General features: G+C 65.2%; 10 protein-coding genes and 1 other RNA gene. 4 read left to right on the forward strand and 7 right to left on the reverse strand.

The features are described from left to right. Positions 1 to 126: 126 nt before the first annotated feature. Positions 127 to 702 (forward strand): TetR family transcriptional regulator, encoded by a 576-nt coding sequence (locus RQH86_RS16550; protein WP_311240273.1) that lies wholly within the window; start codon positions 127 to 129, stop codon positions 700 to 702. A 65-nt stretch (positions 703 to 767) separates the two neighbouring features. Here RQH86_RS16550 and RQH86_RS16555 read toward each other — a convergent pair. Further along, a non-coding RNA gene (locus RQH86_RS16555) (sX9 sRNA) lies at positions 768 to 844 on the reverse strand. Positions 845 to 1,290: 446 nt separating this feature from the next. Here RQH86_RS16555 and RQH86_RS16560 point away from each other — a divergent pair. Both RQH86_RS16560 and RQH86_RS16565 read left to right on the forward strand, forming a co-directional pair. Further along, a complete protein-coding gene (locus RQH86_RS16560) occupies positions 1,291 to 2,277 on the forward strand; it encodes an MDR family oxidoreductase (RefSeq protein WP_311240274.1) in 987 nt (328 codons plus the stop codon). Beyond that, the gene (locus RQH86_RS16565) at positions 2,274 to 2,696 is read left to right on the forward strand and encodes a hypothetical protein (protein WP_311240275.1); all 423 of its coding nucleotides are present in this window, start codon (positions 2,274 to 2,276) and stop codon (positions 2,694 to 2,696) included. Before RQH86_RS16560 ends, RQH86_RS16565 begins: the two co-directional genes overlap by 4 nt. 50 nt (positions 2,697 to 2,746) lie before the next feature. On the opposite strand, the gene RQH86_RS16570 is transcribed toward RQH86_RS16565, so the two are convergent. From RQH86_RS16570 to RQH86_RS16595, 6 genes are all read right to left on the reverse strand, one after another. After that, positions 2,747 to 4,183 (reverse strand): DHA2 family efflux MFS transporter permease subunit, encoded by a 1,437-nt coding sequence (locus RQH86_RS16570; RefSeq protein ID WP_311240276.1) that lies wholly within the window; start codon positions 4,181 to 4,183, stop codon positions 2,747 to 2,749. A gap of 915 nt (positions 4,184 to 5,098) precedes the next feature. Next, positions 5,099 to 6,091 (reverse strand): HD domain-containing phosphohydrolase, encoded by a 993-nt coding sequence (locus RQH86_RS16575; protein ID WP_311240277.1) that lies wholly within the window; start codon positions 6,089 to 6,091, stop codon positions 5,099 to 5,101. 34 nt (positions 6,092 to 6,125) lie between these two features. Beyond that, the gene (locus RQH86_RS16580; RefSeq protein ID WP_311240278.1) at positions 6,126 to 10,220 is read right to left on the reverse strand and encodes a CHASE domain-containing protein; all 4,095 of its coding nucleotides are present in this window, start codon (positions 10,218 to 10,220) and stop codon (positions 6,126 to 6,128) included. 151 nt (positions 10,221 to 10,371) lie between these two features. Further along, a complete protein-coding gene (locus tag RQH86_RS16585) occupies positions 10,372 to 11,676 on the reverse strand; it encodes a DUF445 family protein (RefSeq protein WP_311240279.1) in 1,305 nt (434 codons plus the stop codon). Positions 11,677 to 12,033: 357 nt separating this feature from the next. Continuing rightward, entirely contained in the window at positions 12,034 to 12,888 is an 855-nt protein-coding gene (locus tag RQH86_RS16590) for a plasmid replication/partition related protein (RefSeq protein WP_311238647.1), read from the reverse strand. Between the two features lie 242 nt (positions 12,889 to 13,130). Next, complete coding sequence (locus RQH86_RS16595; protein ID WP_311238646.1) at positions 13,131 to 14,483, reverse strand: aspartate aminotransferase family protein; 1,353 nt, start codon at positions 14,481 to 14,483, stop codon at positions 13,131 to 13,133. A 377-nt stretch (positions 14,484 to 14,860) separates the two neighbouring features. Between RQH86_RS16595 and RQH86_RS16600 the strand changes: the two genes are divergently transcribed. Further along, positions 14,861 to 16,540, forward strand: coding sequence for an OFA family MFS transporter (locus tag RQH86_RS16600; RefSeq protein WP_055851795.1), 1,680 nt, complete (start codon positions 14,861 to 14,863; stop codon positions 16,538 to 16,540). Positions 16,541 to 16,542 lie beyond the last annotated feature (2 nt).

Raw genomic sequence — 16,542 nt, forward strand, 5'->3', positions numbered from 1 at the left:
GAGGATGCTCAGAAAGACGGCGGATGCAAAGATTACGAATAAAATCTAAGGTGTCAATACTTTGATGACGCGCAACATCAAAGTATGCTGTCGCTGTCCCCATTCCCCCCACGGAGCGTCGCAACGATGAAAGTGACCAAAGCACAGGCACAGGCGAACCGGGCGCATGTCGTCGAAACCGCTTCGGTGCTGTTTCGCGAGCACGGTTATGCAGGGATCGGTATTGCCGATCTGATGGCCGCTGCAGGGTTCACCCACGGTGGTTTCTACAAGCAGTTCGGCTCCAAGGCAGATTTGATGGCCGAATCGGCAGCCTGCGGCTTGGCCAACATCGCGACACAGTCCGAGCGCGTGGACAAGACCGATTTCGTGAACTTTTATCTGTCGCGCGGACATCGCGACAGCCCGGCCACCGGTTGCACGATGGCTGCGCTGGGCGCCGAAGCCGCGCGTCAGCCGGAGCAAGTGCGCGAAGCGTTTGCAGCCGGGGTCGAAAACCTGTTGGCCGCGCTCGACCGCAGCGGGGCCGCGCCCGGTACTGCCGAGGCAGCAGATGAGCGCGTCAACACGCTGAACATGCTGGCGCACGCCATCGGTGCCATCGTGCTGTCGCGGTCGTGTCCGAACGATTCGCCACTGGCCGACGAAGTCATTGCGGTATGTCGTGACCAGATCCTGTCGTCGTTGCAACCCTCCAACTGACCGAGAGAAGTGCACCTGCGTCCGGCGTGGTCGAGGGATTGGCGGTAGCGCCGCGTGCCAAGAACGGCTAACAAACCGTAGCGAGCAATTGTCAGGTGCGTGTGGATGGCGCGTTCAGAACCGGAATGTACGCGTGGTGCATGCCGCACCGAGCACCGGCCGCGCCGGCCTGGCGGTAAGCACAGTCGTTTTGCTAGCTGCTTTTAGCGAAATGTTTTAGCGAAATGCGCTTTTACTGACACGCCAGCTCACGCGTGGCCACTCCTTGTAGGAGTGCCATGTGCTTGGCGCGACGCCGATCCCCCCGCTGTACGACGAGCCGCTGAAGCGACACGCCCATCGAGCAAACGTTGCAGGCGATCATCGCCGTCCACGTCAGCCCGACTCAAGCGACTTCGTTGCCGCAGCGGAAAGCGTCTTGCGCCGAATGGTGGCACCGCATCACCGGAGATCCCGCACCGCATCGCCATCGCAGTCCCGTAGCGGGGTGATCGTCAACTGGCCGCAGCGTTGTCATTGACTGCGTCATTGACTGCAATCAGGGACGCGCTCACCCGCGGCCTCAATCCATCCCATCAGGAGAAGACAATGACCTTCAATGCATTGCTCGCCACGCAAACCGGCGAGACGGTTGCTACCAAACTCGTCCGGTTCAACGAAGACGACCTCATGCCGGGCGAGGTGACGATTGCCGTCGACTACTCGACCGTCAACTACAAGGATGCGTTGGCGGTGACCGGACGCGGCCCGATAATTCGCCGTTTTCCGCTGATTCCCGGCATCGATCTAGCCGGTGTGGTCGAAGCGTCCAGCGATCCCGGCATTGCGGTCGGAGACCGCGTTCTGGCCAATGGCTGGGGCCTGAGCCAGACCCATCATGGCGGCTACGCGCAGAAGGCGCGGGTGCCTGGCGACTGGTTGATCAAGATTCCGGCGGCATTTTCCACCCACGATGCGATGGCGATCGGCACGGCCGGCTACACCGCCATGCTGGCGGTGATGGCACTGGAGCACGGCGGGCTGACCCCCGAACGCGGCGACATCCTGGTGACCGGCGCAAATGGCGGCGCCGGTTCGGTGGCCATCGCCTTGCTGGCAGGGTTGGGGTATCGCGTGGTCGCCTCCACGGGCCGGCTGGAGCAGGCCGCGTATCTGCGCAGCCTGGGCGCTGCCGAGGTCATCGACCGCAGCACTCTGTCCGAACCCGGCGCGCCGATCAGCAAGGAGCGCTGGGCAGGCGTGGTGGATGGGGTGGGCAGCCACACGCTGGCAAACGCGCTTGCGCAGACGCAGTATCGCGGCGTGGTGACCTCGTTCGGCATGGCGCAGGGCATTCAATTGCCGGCCTCGGTGCTGCCCTTCATTTTGCGCAACGTCACGTTGGCCGGTATCGATTCGGTCAACGCGCCGCAGGCGGTACGCCTGCAGGCGTGGTCGCGTCTGGCGCACGATCTGGAGTTGGGCAAGCTGGCATTGACCACGACGGCAGTCGGGCTGGCGGAGGTGCCGCAGATTGCCGCCCAGTTGCTGGATGGCAAGGTGCAGGGGCGTACTGTCGTGGATGTGAACGCATGAGCGCGCCCACTGCATCGCGGGCATTCCGCTACCTGGCCACGCTGTCGGCCCTATTGTTTTTCGCGCTGGGCGCTGTCTGGTTGCTGGCGCCTGCGACCATGCTGGCCAACTGGGGTGTCGCCTTCGACAGCAACGCTTTAGGCGTGGTCGGTCGCCGCGCCGCGCCGATGTATGGGGCCATCGGCGTGATGCTGTTGCTGGTACGCGCGGTACCGCCATCGCCGGGGCGCCGCGCGGTGATTGCCGGCTTTGCCACCGCGTGCCTATCGTTGGCAGTGTTGGGCGTGTCGGAATGGGCTGCCGGGCATGTCAACGCCGGTATTTTCCCGGCGGTCGCCATCGAAATCGGGCTTCCGCTGGCGTTTCTGTTGGTCACGCGTGCGGAGGCCGCGTCACGGCGCGCCAACACCACGCCTTGATCGAAGGCATGACGGCAGCTTTCGTCGGCTGCGCCACGGCTGTGTCAGTGTCAGCCGCGCGAAGCGCGGTGTCCGCTCATTTCCTGCCCGGCGTTCTTGTCGAAGCGCACATGCCACCAGGTGGCGCTGAGCGAAATCAGGCTGACCACGCAGAACGCCAGCGAAAAATCGCGTTGTGCCGGTTGGGTGTGATCGCCGGCCAGCATCGCCAGTTTGAGAATCATCGCGCCGGCGCAGACACCCACCGACAGCATCAGCTGCTGCAACGTGGTGTACAGGCTGCTGGCGCGGCTCATGCGCGCGCTGGGCACGTTTTCGTAGGCAATGGTGTTGTAGGCGGCGAACTGGAACGACATGAAGGCGCCGCAACACAGCAGCAAGCCAAATATCAGCGCCGGCGGCCAGTCGGGCCGGAACAGCGCGCACACCATGTAGCCCAGGCTGGCCAGTACGCCGTTGCCGATCAGGCTGTTGCGGTAGCCAAAGCGGCGCAGCAATTGCGGGGTGATGGTGCGCATCAGCAACGCACCGAGTGCGGTGGCCAGAATCAGCCGCCCGCTGTGCGCAGCGCTGAAACCGAAGCTGATCTGAAACAGCAGCGGCAACAGAAACGGCTGCGCGCCCTGGGTGATGCGCATCAGCGCACCGCCGATCACCGACAGCCGGAACGAGTCGATGCGCAGGAGAGTCAGATCGAGTAGCGGTGCCGGGTGGTGGCGCGCATGCCACAGATATCCCACCGACGCGGCCGCGCCGGTGGCCAGCAACCAACTGGCCATGCCGATGCCGTCCTGCTGGCTGACCATTTCCAGGCCGAACAACAAGCAACCCAGTGCAGTGCCGCACAACACGAAGCCGCGCAGGTCGAAGCGTGCCGGTGCGGTGTCGGTAGGAATTTCCGGGATGAAACGGCGCACCAGCAAAAAGCCGGCAATGCCGATCGGTACGTTGATGTAGAAGATCCAGCGCCAATCCAGATACGACACGAAAAAGCCGCCCAGCGGCGGGCCCAGCATCGGGCCGATGAAGGCGGGGACGAGCGTCCAGGCCATCGCCGACACCAGATGGCGGCGCTCCACGGTGCGCAGCAGGATCAAGCGCCCGAGCGGGGCCATCATCGCGCCGCCAGCGCCTTGCAGTACGCGCGCGGCCACCATGGTGGGCAGGCTGTCGGCCAGCGAACACAGGATCGAGCCGCCCACGAAAACCCAGATCGAAGCGCCGAACACGCGGCGCAGGCCGAAGCGGTCGGCGATGGCACCGCTGGCCGGGATCAGTACCGCCAGCGCCAGCAGATAGCTGGTCATGGCGATACTCATGGCGGGCGCGGCAACGCCGAAGTCGCGCGCCAGCGTCGGCAGCGCGGTCGCCAGCACCGTGGCGTCCATCTGCTCCATGAAGATGGCGCACGCCAGGATCAGCGAAATGATGCGGTAGTCGGGATAACGCGGCGGCGTGACGCCGGCCTCGGACACGCTGGAAGACATCGGACTCTCGGTTGCCGGGCCGTGTCCACGACGCCTGGAGGCGCCGGATCGGCCCGCGTCGCACGGTGTTGTGCGGCGCAGCATGGGCATTGTCCGCCTGCGTGGCGCACGGTTCAAGCGCGTGGCGGCAACGCTGCGTGCGGTTGGGAGTGTGGCCGGCGTTGGCTGTGTTGGGGGGACAAGCTGCTGCGGTGGGCAGTGCGCGTGCGGTCGTCCTCAGTGGATGGAGGAGGCGCGCCGGAGCGCTGCTTCCTGTAGCGCAGATTGGCCGCGTTCTCGATCGGAAAGAATGCATCAGTGTTCGAGCCGGTCGTGTGGCGGCGCGCGGCATAGCAACGGCACTGCGTGGAGGCGATGTCTGGTGGGTGTGGTGGTGATGGCTGCGTCGTACCCTCATCCGGCGCTGCGCGCCACCTTCTCCCGGTGGGAGAAGGGACGGTAGGTTTCTGTGCGGGGCGCGGCGGTTGCTAGGCAGCGACAAAGCAACTGGCATAACGCATAAAGCAACGCCCAGGTTCATTGGATGGCGATGGCTACGTCGTACCCTCATCCGGCGCTGCGCGCCACCTTCTCCCGGTGGGAGAAGGGAACGTAGGTTTCCGTGCGGGGCGCGGCGGTTGCTAGGCAGCGAGAAAGTGACTGGCATAGCGTGCAAAGCAACGCCCAGGTTCATTGGATGGCGATGGCTGCGTCGTACCCTCATCCGGCGCTGCGCGCCACCTTCTCCCGGTGGGAGAAGGGAAGGTAGGTTTCCGTGCGGGGCGCGGCGGTGGCTAGGCTATGCATGCCGGCCGTGCTGCGATGGCCAGCACCAAGCACCAAGCACCAAGCAACAAGCAACAAGCACCAAGCACCAAGCAACAAGCAACAAGCAACAAGCACTGTGCAGCCCGCAGCGCTTCCTAAAGTGTGGGATCAGCGCTGTGCGGTCGGGCTGTCCCAGGCCTCCTTGACCAGCAGGATCCTCGCCAGGGAATCGCGGAAATGCTGAACCAGACGCGGTTCCAATTGCTTGCCCGACATGCTTTCCAACTTGCGCATCGCGTCTTCCACCGTCCACGGCGCTTTGTAGGCGCGCCGTCCGCACAGCGCGTCGAACACATCGGCTACTGCGACGATGCGTGCCGATTCCGGAATGGCCTCGCCGGCCAGGCCGGTGGGATAGCCGCTGCCGTCCCAGCATTCGTGGTGATGCAGTGCGATTTCGGCGGCCATCTGGAAGACCGGTCCGCGGCCGTGCCGTAGCAGGTCGTGTCCTGCCTGCGGGTGCTGCCGCACCACCGAGCGCTCGTGCTCGTCCAGCGTGTCGGGCTTGTGCAGGATGCTGCCGGGCACGGCGATCTTGCCGGCGTCGTGCAGTGGCGCGGCATCCTGCAGCATCTGCGCCTGCTGCGGCGACCAGCCGGCGGTTTCGGCCAGCACCCGGGCATACACCGCCATGCGCCAGATATGCGCGCCGGTGTCGGCGTCCTGGGCTTGGCCAGCGGTGCCCAGCAGATGGATCGCATCGCGGTATTGCTGCGCCAGGCGCGCGCTTTCGGCCAGCCTGAGCTGGGTGTTGATGCGTACCTTGAGCAAGGCCGGCGAATACGGTTTGCTGACGTAATCGGCTGCGCCCGCTTCCAGCCCGGCGCGCTCGTCGTGCTCGCTGTTGCGCGAGGTCACGAACAGGATCGGGATGGCATTGCTGGAGGGTTGCTGCTTGAGCGTGCGCGCCACCGCATAGCCATCCATGTCGGGGAGTTCGACATCCAGCAGGATCAACGCAGGCGCATGGCGCGCCACCGCGTCCAGCGCCTCGCCACCGGTTTTGGCGAACACCAGCGCAAAGTCCTCACGCAACAGCTGGCGCAGGGTCGCCAGGTTGCTGGACTCGTCGTCGACACACAGCAGGGGACGGGACGGCATGGGGGATCCTTGCAGACGGCGCGGGAGAACGCCGTCAGCGTGGGTGGGTGGCTTGCCAGTCGTGCAGGGTGGCCTGCGCGCGGCGGAAATCGAAGTCCTCCACGGCGCGTTGCAGTTCTTCCTGCAACGCAGGCGGCAGGTGCGGTGCGCAGATCAGCAGCGCGTGGTCGATCTTGTCGGCGTCGTCGGTGGAAAGAGCCACCTCCAGGATCTGCAGGCTGCCGGCGTCCAGTGCGACAGCGTCGTCGTTGGCTGCCGCAGTAGTTTCGTCGTCTTGCAAAAAGACGCCAATCGCCTCGGCGGTACGCTGCATCACATCCTTGAGCGCGATCAACGAGGCGGTGATGTCTTGACCATCTTCGATACGCGTTTCCAGATCGCTTGCAGCACCGGCCAGTGCCGGCAGCGCCAGCGAGCCCGCCGCACCACGCAACTTGTGCGCCATTGCGCCGATGGCAGGCAGTTCGTTGCGGCGCAGGTGTTCGGCCGCGACTTCGGCCGGGTCCGGATTGTCGCGCAGCAGCTTGCTCAGGTAACGCGCGTACGGCTCGCGGTCGCGCCACAGGCTGCGCGCGCGCGCGGCGTCCAGTAGCTCGGGATCGTCGTGCTGCCACTCGGGGCCGGCCGCCAGTTCGGTTTCGTGCGGCAGCGATGGAATGCGCTTCATCCCGGGATGCATGAAGTGACGAATGGCGGTGACCAGTTCCTCGACATTGAAGGGCTTGGCGATAAAACCGTTCATGCCCGCTTCCAGCGCTTTTTCCTGTTGCGGGCGGAATGCGCCAGCGGTCAGCGCGATCACCGGCAGGCTGGCCAGGGCAGGGATCTGCCGCAGCCGGCGGGTGGCTTCGTAGCCATCCACCACCGGCATCTGCACATCCATCAACACCAGATGGAACAGATCCGGCGCGCGCTTGAGGGTGTTGACCGCCTGCTCGCCATCGTGGGCGACGGTGACCATGGCGCCTTCGCCCTCAAGAATGCGCTGCGCCACCTCGCAGTTGATCTCGCTGTCGTCGACCAGCAACAGGTGCGTGCCTTCCAGCCGCCGTGCCACGAAGGTGGGCGTGACCGGACGCGCACCGGGGCGCTGGTCGACCAGCTGTTCCACCAGACGATGCAATGCCGCGCTGGTCACCGGCTTGGTCATTACCGCGTCCAGATCCTGTTGCTCGGGATGCTGTTCCAGCAGACGTCGCTCGTAGGCGGTGACCATGACGATCACCGGATGCGGACCAGGGGCGGCACGTGCGCGGATTTCGCGCGCGATCGCCACGCCATCGATGTCGGGCATGCGCCAGTCGAGCAGGAAGATGTCGTAGGGCTCGCTGGCCTGTTCGATCGCCTGCAGCGCGGCCTGGCCGCTGGCCACTGCATCCACGCGCCAGCCCAGGTCGGTGGTGATCCGCACCAGATTGCTGAGCGCGGCATCGTGGTCGTCGGCGATCAGCACCCGCGGCATCGCTTCCGGCGGTAGCGCCGGCAGCTCCTGCTGCGCCTTGGGTGGCGCGGCCTTCTCCAGGGTCACCACGAAATAGAACTCGCTGCCGCGGCCGGGCACGCTTTCCACTTCCAGCTCGCCGCCCATCAGTTCGATCAGCCGTCGGCTGATGGTCAGGCCCAGACCGCTGCCGCCATAGCGCCGACTGGTCGAGGTGTCGGCCTGCAGAAACGGCGAGAAGATCAGGCTCTGCTTTTCCTTGGAAATGCCGATGCCGGTGTCGCGCACGGAGAACAGCAGCTTGACCTTGTTGGGATCGCCGCTGGGGAAGCGCCGCACCGACAGCACCACTTCGCCCTGCTCGGTGAACTTGATCGCGTTGCCGACCAGATTGACCAGCACCTGGTTGATGCGCAGCGCATCGCCCAATAGCCAGCGGCTGTCGCGCGGCAACGGCTCGACAATCATCTCCACCGGTTTGGCGCTGAGCGAGGAGCGCATCAGGTCGGCGATGTTGTCGAACAACTGGTTGAGATCGAACGGCGCGCGTTCCAGATCGATGCGCCCGGCCTCGATCTTGGAGAAGTCCAGGATGTCGTTGATGATTTCCAGCAAGGTGCGTGCGGAGCGATCGATTTTGGTGACCATGTCCTGCGCCGCGCCGGGAAGCTCGCTGCGCTGAAGCAGATACAACATACCCAGGATGGCGTTCATCGGGGTGCGGATTTCGTGGCTCATGTTGGCCAGGAAATCGGACTTGGACTGATTGGCGCTCTTGGCGGCATCCATTGCCAGACGCAGCTGTTTTTCGTGCAGTTTTTGCTCGGTGAGATCCACCGCAACGCCGAGGTAACCGATCACCTGGTCATTGTCGTCGCGCAATGTGCTCAGGGTCAGCAGCACCGGCAGGCGGCGGCCGTCGTAACCGACATAGGTCCACTCGCTGGTATCGCTGCGGCCGAGGCTGGTGAGCGCGGCCACCGCTTCCAGCGTGTGCGCCACCGGCACCCCGGTCTGCTCGGAGAGCAGATGCGCACGGTCCTGCAGTTCTTCCGGTTCGACGAACTGGCTGGCCTTGCGCCGGCCGATCACATCCTCTGCGTTATAGCCGAGCAGCTTTTCTGCGGCGCGATTGAACAGCGTGACAAAACCGCTGGAATCTGTAGCGATGATGGCGTAACCGGCATGCGCCAGAATCGCGCGCTGCAAGACCGAGAACTTCACCAGCTCGCTGGTGCGCTCGGCCACCTGATGTTCGAGCGAGGCATTGAGGTCGACGATGCGTTGATGCGACCGTACCCGCTCGGAGATATCGCGGAAAAAATGCGAGTGCCCGCTGAGCGTGCCATCCGGTTCGATGATGGGTGCCTTGCTCGCCAGCACATGCACGTGATGACCATCGCGGTGGCGCATGCTCTGGGCGGCCGAGGCATTGGTCGGGTACGCTTCATCGGCGTGCTCGATCTGCGGCATCGCATACGGTTGCGGCGATAGCAGCAACGTCAGGTCCTGATCGATCGCGTCCTCGGCGGTGTAGCCGAACATCGCTTCTGCGGCCGGGTTCCAGTGGGTGATGCGGCCATCCGGGGTTTCGGCCACGATGGCCTCGCTGGAATGGCTGACCAGTGCGGCCAGTTCCATCTGCTTGCGCAACACCTCTTCGCGGCGCAGCCCGTTGCTGAAGTACAGCCCCAGCAACGCCGCAAACAGTACGGATGCCGCCATGACCAGACCGCCCACCAACCATGGCGAGGTCTGATTGAGCGAGGTCACAAAGCTGGCCGTGGGGTGGGCGGTGACGATCCAGGTGCGCCCGTAGATGGGCAACAGCTGCACCACCGGCCGCCAGCGCGCGCTGTCGCCGGCCGGAGTGCCGCTGCGATAGAAGTTATGGGTGGGCTCGTTGCGATCGGACAGATCCAGCGCCACATCGTCGCGTTCGCCCAATGCGCTTTTCACCATCTGCTCGACGCTGAAAGGCGCATACACCCAGCCGTTGGTGGCAGCCATGCGTTGCTGTGGCGTTTGCAGCGGCATACCTTCGCGATACACCGGCAGCAAGACCAGAAAGCCGCTCTCGTTGGGCACGCGATAGCCCGACAGCGAGACCGGCGAGGTCATGATCGGCTCGCCGCTGCGTGCGGCCTGCAATGCGGCGGCGCGGCGGCGCGGTTCGGATGCGATATCCAGACCGATGGGGCGATTGCCCGATGACTCGGGTTCGAAGTACAGCACGATGTAACGTTCGCCATCCCACGGCGCCAGCAAGCGGCGGTGGATATCCGGTGCTCCGTCGGCGCGCGCGGTCTGCAAGAACGCGTCCTCGTCGGCAGGCGCGACCCGATGGATATAACCGTAGCCCAGCACGCCTGGAAACTCGCGCGCGTAATCGCGCGAGCGGCTGTACAGGGTGAAGCGATCTCGACTGATGACCTCGCTGCCGGCACCGATCACCGCACCGCGCGCGCCGCGCAAGCCATGCTCGAAGGTGTACATACGTTCGCTGATATTGCGGGCGAGGGTGCGCACGACATACTGAAAGCGTTGCTCGCGCTCGAGCTCGTTATGCCGCTGCAGCCAGACCCCCGTGACGATGGCGGCAATCAAACCTGCGGTAAGGATCAGCAGTGCGCTGATAAAGACGCGGCGCCCGTATTTCCTGCGCAGATCCCAGCGGCCATTCGGCATTTTCGTTCCTTCGCCTTGCCTGTTGCGTGCCCAGTGTCCTGGCCGACGGCAACGTCGACCTCGCGGTACCGCCTGACGATTATCCGGCTGCGTGCAGTCTCCCCAGTTGCTGCACGCTAGCCTGTTGGGCGATCAACGTCATCTCAGTGCATCAGAACGATAGCCAAATCGATAATGCATGAAGCGCAAGGCCGATCAATCCACCGACCAACGTCCCGTTGAAGCGAATGTATTGCAGATCGCGTCCGACACCCAATTCCAATTGTTCGACGAGGTGACGTTCGTCCCAACTTTTCACTGTCGATGCAATGTGCTCGGTGACCGATGCGCGCAGGCGCGTGGTGAGTTTGTCGGCTGCCTGCAGCATATGCTGGTTGAGTGCGTCGCGCAGTGACGGATCTTGCGACAACGCCTGGCCGAGCGATTGCATGGAGCGCTCCATGTGCGCAGCCATCGACGACTCTTCACGCGCCAGATCGTTGCGCAGCGCATCGCGGATCTCGCCCCACAGGCCTTGCACGTATTCCTGCAGCGCGGGATGTTGGATGGCACGTTGCTTGAGTTCTTCTACACGCGCAGCCATTTCCGGTTCGTCACGCAGGCGCGCGATGTAGCCTTGCAGCCACGCTTCATAGTCGAGCCTGATTGGATGCTCGGGCGTTTTGAGAATGTCCTGGAGTTCTTCGATGGCCGCACGCGCCATGCGGTCGGCCAGACTGTCGCCGATCTCTTCGATCGGCTTGATCCAGTTCACTGTGCCGACCAGCTTGGGCCATTCGCGGCGCGCATACCGCACGATCAATGCAGACGCGCGCGTCTTGACCTGTTCCTGGTCCAGCCATTCGCCCAGCCGCAGCAACACTTCGTCGAGCAATTTCTGATGGCGCCCGTCGGTGGTGAGCAGCGCCATCACATCGCCGACGGTCGCGGCAGCATTCCACTTGCGCAGGCGGTCCACCACGAAGCGCTGGATGGCGCTGCGCACGGCGGCTTCGTCCAGCAGCTCCAGCGCCTGCAACATCCAGCCGCGTGCCATCTGCGCGAGCATGCGCGACTGCTCGGGTTTGGCCAGCCATTCGCCGAGGCGGCTGGCGGGGTCGAACACGCGCAGCTTTTCCATCAACGCAGCGGGCGCAAGGAACTGATCGCGCACGAATACCGCCAGCCCATCGGCCAGCCGCTCCTTGCCGCGCGGCAGGATGGCGGTGTGCGGGATCGGCAGGCCCATCGGACGGCGAAACAGCGCCACCACCGCAAACCAGTCGGCCAGTGCGCCCACGGTCGCCGCCTCGCAGAAGGCCGACACCCACGCCCAGATGCCTTGCTCGCCCATCAGGTGACTGACGATAAAGCCGGCAAACATCGCCAGCAGCAAGGCCACCGCCAACAGCTTCATGCGCTGCAGCTGGGCACGACGGGGATCGATGGGGCGGGGAGCGCTGGGACTGGGTTCCATCCGCGAAGTGTACCCAGTCGTTTGACCAGGGCATGTCCACGGCAGGTGGGCGACGTCGCGGGCGGCTGCCGGTGGCCGCGCTTTCGGTGCAGGAGCGGCTGTGTGGACCAGTGCGTTATCGGGAACGCTTCATCGCGCCCAGGTGCGCTCCTACGTGATGGCTGTTGGCTAGTGGGTGCGCGGACTCAGCCGCGCAGGTGCTGCAGCTGCGCTTGACAACTGGGCAACCTTCAAGCTGTGCAAAAGCGTCGATCACTGTCGTAGGAGCGCACCTGGGCGCGACAGGCTTTCCTGGGAACGCCTATCGCGCCCAGGTGCGCTCCTACGTGAGGGCTGTTGGCGAGTGGATGCGCGGACTCAGCCGCGCAGGCGCTCCAGCTGCGCTTGCAATGCGGTCACCTTGGACTGCAGTGCGGCGTTTTCGTTTTCCAGTTCGGTGACGCGGCGCTGCAAGGCCTTGACGTCGCGGCGCTCGGCTTCGCCACCTTCGGCCTCGTCGGGCTTGGGTTTGCGTTTGGCGTCGCGCACGCGCTTGGCGGCCTGTTTGAGTTCGGCCTTGCCAGCCTGCGCGGCGGCGCGTTGTTCGTCTTCCGACAGCGTGGCCACGGCGGCTGCGGCGCTGATCGAGATCTCGCCGGCCTTCACTGCCTGCACCACTTCCGGCGCGGCCTGTTTGTGGATGCGCTCGATCATCACCACCTGGTTGCTGCTCAGGCGTGCTTCGCGTGCCAGCTCGGCGCGGCTTACCGGGGTGGAGGTTTCCTCCCACGGCGGGCTGTCGGTGTCGTCGGTCGCGCGGGCTGCGCTGTCGTCGAGGCCGGTATCGGCCTGTGCGTCATCAACCACCGGCGCCTCGGCGGCGGCATCGGCCTCGCGCTGGCTGCGCTGGCGGGCGGCCAGGATCTCGCGCTTGCGCAGCGCCAGCACGCCACGCTGGAAGTCGGACACGCTGCGCCGGCCAAGGTGCTGCTCGATCATCCATAGATGCACGTCCTGCATCGACTGGAAGCGTGGGTTTTGCACGGTCTGGAACGGCAGTCCGTGCTTCTGGCAGATGCCGTAGCGGTTATGGCCGTCCACCAGCACATCGCCCCACAGCACCAAGGCATCGCGACAGCCTTCGGCCAGCAGGCTGCGCTCCAGCGCCTCGTGCTCGTCGGGTGTCAGTGGGTCGATGTAGGCCTTGAGTTCTTCTTTGACAACGATGTTCATGGGGCAACTGCGGGGGGAGTGCGGGGCCGGCATTGTAGAGAGCCTGCTCCGGCTTTGCGCGCTTGACGTGGTACCCGCGCCCGTGACACGCGAGCGCTGTCGTGGAACGGCCACGCGCGCCGTCACCGGCTATCTTCAGGCGAGCGGCGCGTACGGCGTGAGCCGACACGGCAAGGCCCATGCAGCGCGCGGCCAGGGCCCGCGTGCCTCTGCCTGCAACGCACCCATGCCGCCGGCCGCGCTCAGTCCACCAGGCGCAGGATGCCGGCCAGCGTCTCGACCATCTGTCCGATCTGCTCGGGGGTGACGATCAACGGTGGCGACAGCGCGATGACATCGCCGGTGACCCGCACCAGCAGTCCGCCGTCGTGGAAGCAGCGCTCGAACACCTCGTAGCCGCGTGCACCGGGGGCGCCATCGCGCGGCGCCAGTTCGATGGCGCCGATCAGGCCGACGTTGCGGATGTCGATCACGTGCGGCAGGCCGCGAAGGCTGTGCAGCGCGTCTTCCCACTGCGGGCCGAGCGTGATCGCACGCGAAAACAGCCCGTCCTCGGCATAGGTGTCCAGGGTCGCAATCGCGGCCGCACAGGCCAGCGGGTGACCGGAGTAGGTATAGCCATGAAATAGTTCGATGGAGTTGTGCGGCCCGTGCATGAACGCGTCATGGATCGCATCGGCCACCAGCACCGCCCCCATCGGCACGGTGCCGCTGGTCAGCCCCTTGGCGGCGGTGATGATGTCGGGCGTGACGCCGAAGCGCTGCGCGGCGAACGCCTCGCCGACGCGGCCGAAGCCGGTGATCACCTCGTCGAACACCAGGAGGATGCCGTGGTGGTCGCAGATGGCGCGCAGCCGTTGCAGATAGCCTTCCGGCGGCAGGATCACCCCGGCCGAGCCGGACACCGGTTCGACGAACACCGCGGCGATGGTGGAGGCGTCGTGCAGGGTGATCAGCCGCTCCAGGTCGTCGGCCAGCTCCGCGCCGTGCGTCGGCAGCCCGCGTGAATAGGCGTTGCGCTGCAGATCCAGGGTGTGGCGCAGATGATCGGTGCCGGCCAGCAGCGGGCCGAACCACTTGCGGTTGTTGGGCAGCCCGCCGATCGACATGCCGCCGAAGCCGACCCCGTGATACGCCTTCTCGCGGCCGATAAAGCGGGTGCGATGGCCCTCGCCGCGCAGGCGGTGGTAGGCCAGCACGATCTTCATCGCACTATCCACCGCTTCCGAGCCGGAGTTGGTGAAGAACACATGGCCCAGGCCGGGCGGCGCGATGGCGGCCAGGCGCTGCGCCAGCACGAACGGCAGCGGTGAGCCCATCTGAAAGGTCGGGGCGAAATCCAGCGTGCCGGCCTGCGCGCGGATCGCCGCCACGATGCGTTCGCGCGCGTGTCCTGCATTGCAGCACCACAAGCCTGCGGTGCCATCCAGGATCTGCCGGCCGTCGACATCGCGGTAGTACATGCCGGCGGCCGAGGCGAGCAGGCGAGGGCGTGCCTTGAACTGCCGGTTGGCGGTGAACGGCATCCAGAACGCATCCAGCTGCGCCGATGTCTGCAGCGCAGGCGCGTCGTCGCGCGGAAGTGGGTCGTGCATGGCCGGCTCCGTCACGGGGGTCGGCCGACTGTACCCAGCCATCGCCTCGGGCGTCACCCCGCCGCGGGCAGGAATGGGCGATATGCCCGCGCAGGCCTGGCGGATGCCCATCGATCTAATGCATAAGAACTAGTCAATTAGTCGCAGCGCCGGCCGCTAATCTCAAGGAACGCTTGCGTGGCGTGTGTGTGGCAATGCGTTGGAACGCTGCGAGGCGTCGCCAAGCATTGCAAAGCTGCAAGGATTGCCGATGATGCGCCAGACAACCGCTGGTTGGGCCTGGTCGTCGCCGCTGCTTATATCGCAACACGCTAAACGATCGCAGCCGTCAATCGTCTTTATCGCAGTTCATCGCACTTTATTTTTGGGGAATGGGAATGACGCAAGGGTCCACCGTGGCGACAGCCAGTGGCGCAGACGCCGGTCTGCTATCCAAGGAGCGCATCATTGCGCGTCCGGGGTTCAATCGTTGGCTGGTCCCGCCGGCTGCGCTGGCGATCCATCTGTGCATTGGCATGGCCTACGGCTTCAGCGTGTTCTGGCTGCCGCTGTCCAAGGCGCTGGGGATCACCGAAGCGATTGCCTGCCCGGCCGACATGGGTCTGTTCGCGCGCATGGTGGCGACCACCTGCGACTGGAAGATCAGCGAGCTGCAGTGGATGTACACCCTGTTCTTCGTGCTGCTGGGCTGCTCGGCGGCGATCTGGGGCGGTTGGCTGGAACGTGCCGGCCCGCGCAAGGCCGGTGTGGTCTCGGCGCTGTGCTGGTGTGGCGGCCTGGTGATCTCGGCGGCCGGTATCCATTTCCATCAGATCTGGATGTTGTGGCTGGGTTCGGGCGTGATCGGTGGTATCGGTCTGGGGTTGGGCTACATCTCGCCGGTGTCGACCCTGATCAAATGGTTCCCGGACCGTCGCGGCATGGCGACCGGCATGGCGATCATGGGCTTTGGCGGCGGCGCGATGATCGGCAGCCCGCTGGCCGACGCGCTGATGCGCCACTTCGCCACACCCACCTCGGTGGGCGTGATGGAAACCTTCCTGGTCATGGCCGCGCTGTACTTCGTCTTCATGATGGCCGGCGCCTTCGGGTATCGCGTGCCGCCGAGCGGTTGGACCCCGGCCGGCTGGACCGCGCCGGTGGCCAGCACCAACGCCATGATCACCGCCAACCACGTGCACGTCAGCAAGGTCTGGGGCATTCCGCAGTTCTGGCTGCTGTGGGGCGTGTTGTGCCTGAACGTCTCGGCGGGTATCGGCGTGATCGGCATGTCCTCGCCGATGCTGCAGGAAGTGTTCGGCGGCAGGTTGATCGGCGTGGACATCGGCTTCGGCAGCCTGGATACGGCTCAGCTGGCCAGCATCGCGGCGATCGCGGCAGGCTTCACCGGTCTGCTCAGCCTGTTCAACATCGGTGGCCGCTTCTTCTGGGCCAGCATGTCCGACAAGCTCGGCCGCAAGAACACCTACACGCTGTTCTTCCTGCTGGGCATCTGCCTGTACGCAGCGGCGCCGTCGGCCGGTGGCGTGGGCGGCATCGCGCTGTTCGTGGGCATCTTCTGCATCATCCTGTCGATGTACGGCGGCGGCTTCGCCACCATTCCGGCCTATCTGGCCGACCTGTTCGGTACCCAGATGGTCGGCGCCATCCACGGCCGTCTGCTGACCGCCTGGGCCACCGCCGGCATCCTCGGCCCGGTGGTGGTGGGTTACATGCGCGAGTACCAGCTGGCGCACGGCAGTCCACCGTCACAGGTCTACAACACCACCATGTACATCCTCGCCGGCATGCTCGTGCTCGGCCTGATCTGCAATTTGTTGGTGCGCCCGGTGGCTGCGCGTCACTTCATGACGCCCGACGAACTGGCACGCGAAAAGCAGCTGGCGCACGAGAAGGTCGACCGCAGCGGGCATGCGGTGCTGCCGCCGGAACAGATGGCGCGGATCGGGCATGGCGGCAACCCCGCAGTGGTCGCGTTCGCTTGGTTGGCGGTCGGCATCCCGATGGCGTTCGGTATCTGGGTGACGCTGCAGAAAGCCTTTGTGCTGTTCCATTGAGG

It is taken from the genome of Xanthomonas sp. WCS2018Noco2-27, from assembly GCF_031843525.1.
GTDB lineage: Bacteria > Pseudomonadota > Gammaproteobacteria > Xanthomonadales > Xanthomonadaceae > Xanthomonas.

What these genes read in the sequence shown, in the direction of transcription:
- RQH86_RS16575 (WP_311240277.1), bottom strand. Translation starts at nt 6,091, where the DNA reads ATGCCGTCCCGTCCCCTGCTGTGTGTCGACGACGAGTCCAGCAACCTG.
- RQH86_RS16590 (WP_311238647.1), bottom strand. Translation starts at nt 12,888, where the DNA reads ATGAACATCGTTGTCAAAGAAGAACTCAAGGCCTACATCGACCCACTG.
- RQH86_RS16585 (WP_311240279.1), bottom strand. Translation starts at nt 11,676, where the DNA reads ATGGAACCCAGTCCCAGCGCTCCCCGCCCCATCGATCCCCGTCGTGCC.
- RQH86_RS16560 (WP_311240274.1), top strand. Translation starts at nt 1,291, where the DNA reads ATGACCTTCAATGCATTGCTCGCCACGCAAACCGGCGAGACGGTTGCT.
- RQH86_RS16580 (WP_311240278.1), bottom strand. Translation starts at nt 10,220, where the DNA reads ATGCCGAATGGCCGCTGGGATCTGCGCAGGAAATACGGGCGCCGCGTC.
- RQH86_RS16595 (WP_311238646.1), bottom strand. Translation starts at nt 14,483, where the DNA reads ATGCACGACCCACTTCCGCGCGACGACGCGCCTGCGCTGCAGACATCG.
- RQH86_RS16565 (WP_311240275.1), top strand. Translation starts at nt 2,274, where the DNA reads ATGAGCGCGCCCACTGCATCGCGGGCATTCCGCTACCTGGCCACGCTG.
- RQH86_RS16550 (WP_311240273.1), top strand. Translation starts at nt 127, where the DNA reads ATGAAAGTGACCAAAGCACAGGCACAGGCGAACCGGGCGCATGTCGTC.
- RQH86_RS16570 (WP_311240276.1), bottom strand. Translation starts at nt 4,183, where the DNA reads ATGTCTTCCAGCGTGTCCGAGGCCGGCGTCACGCCGCCGCGTTATCCC.
- RQH86_RS16600 (WP_055851795.1), top strand. Translation starts at nt 14,861, where the DNA reads ATGACGCAAGGGTCCACCGTGGCGACAGCCAGTGGCGCAGACGCCGGT.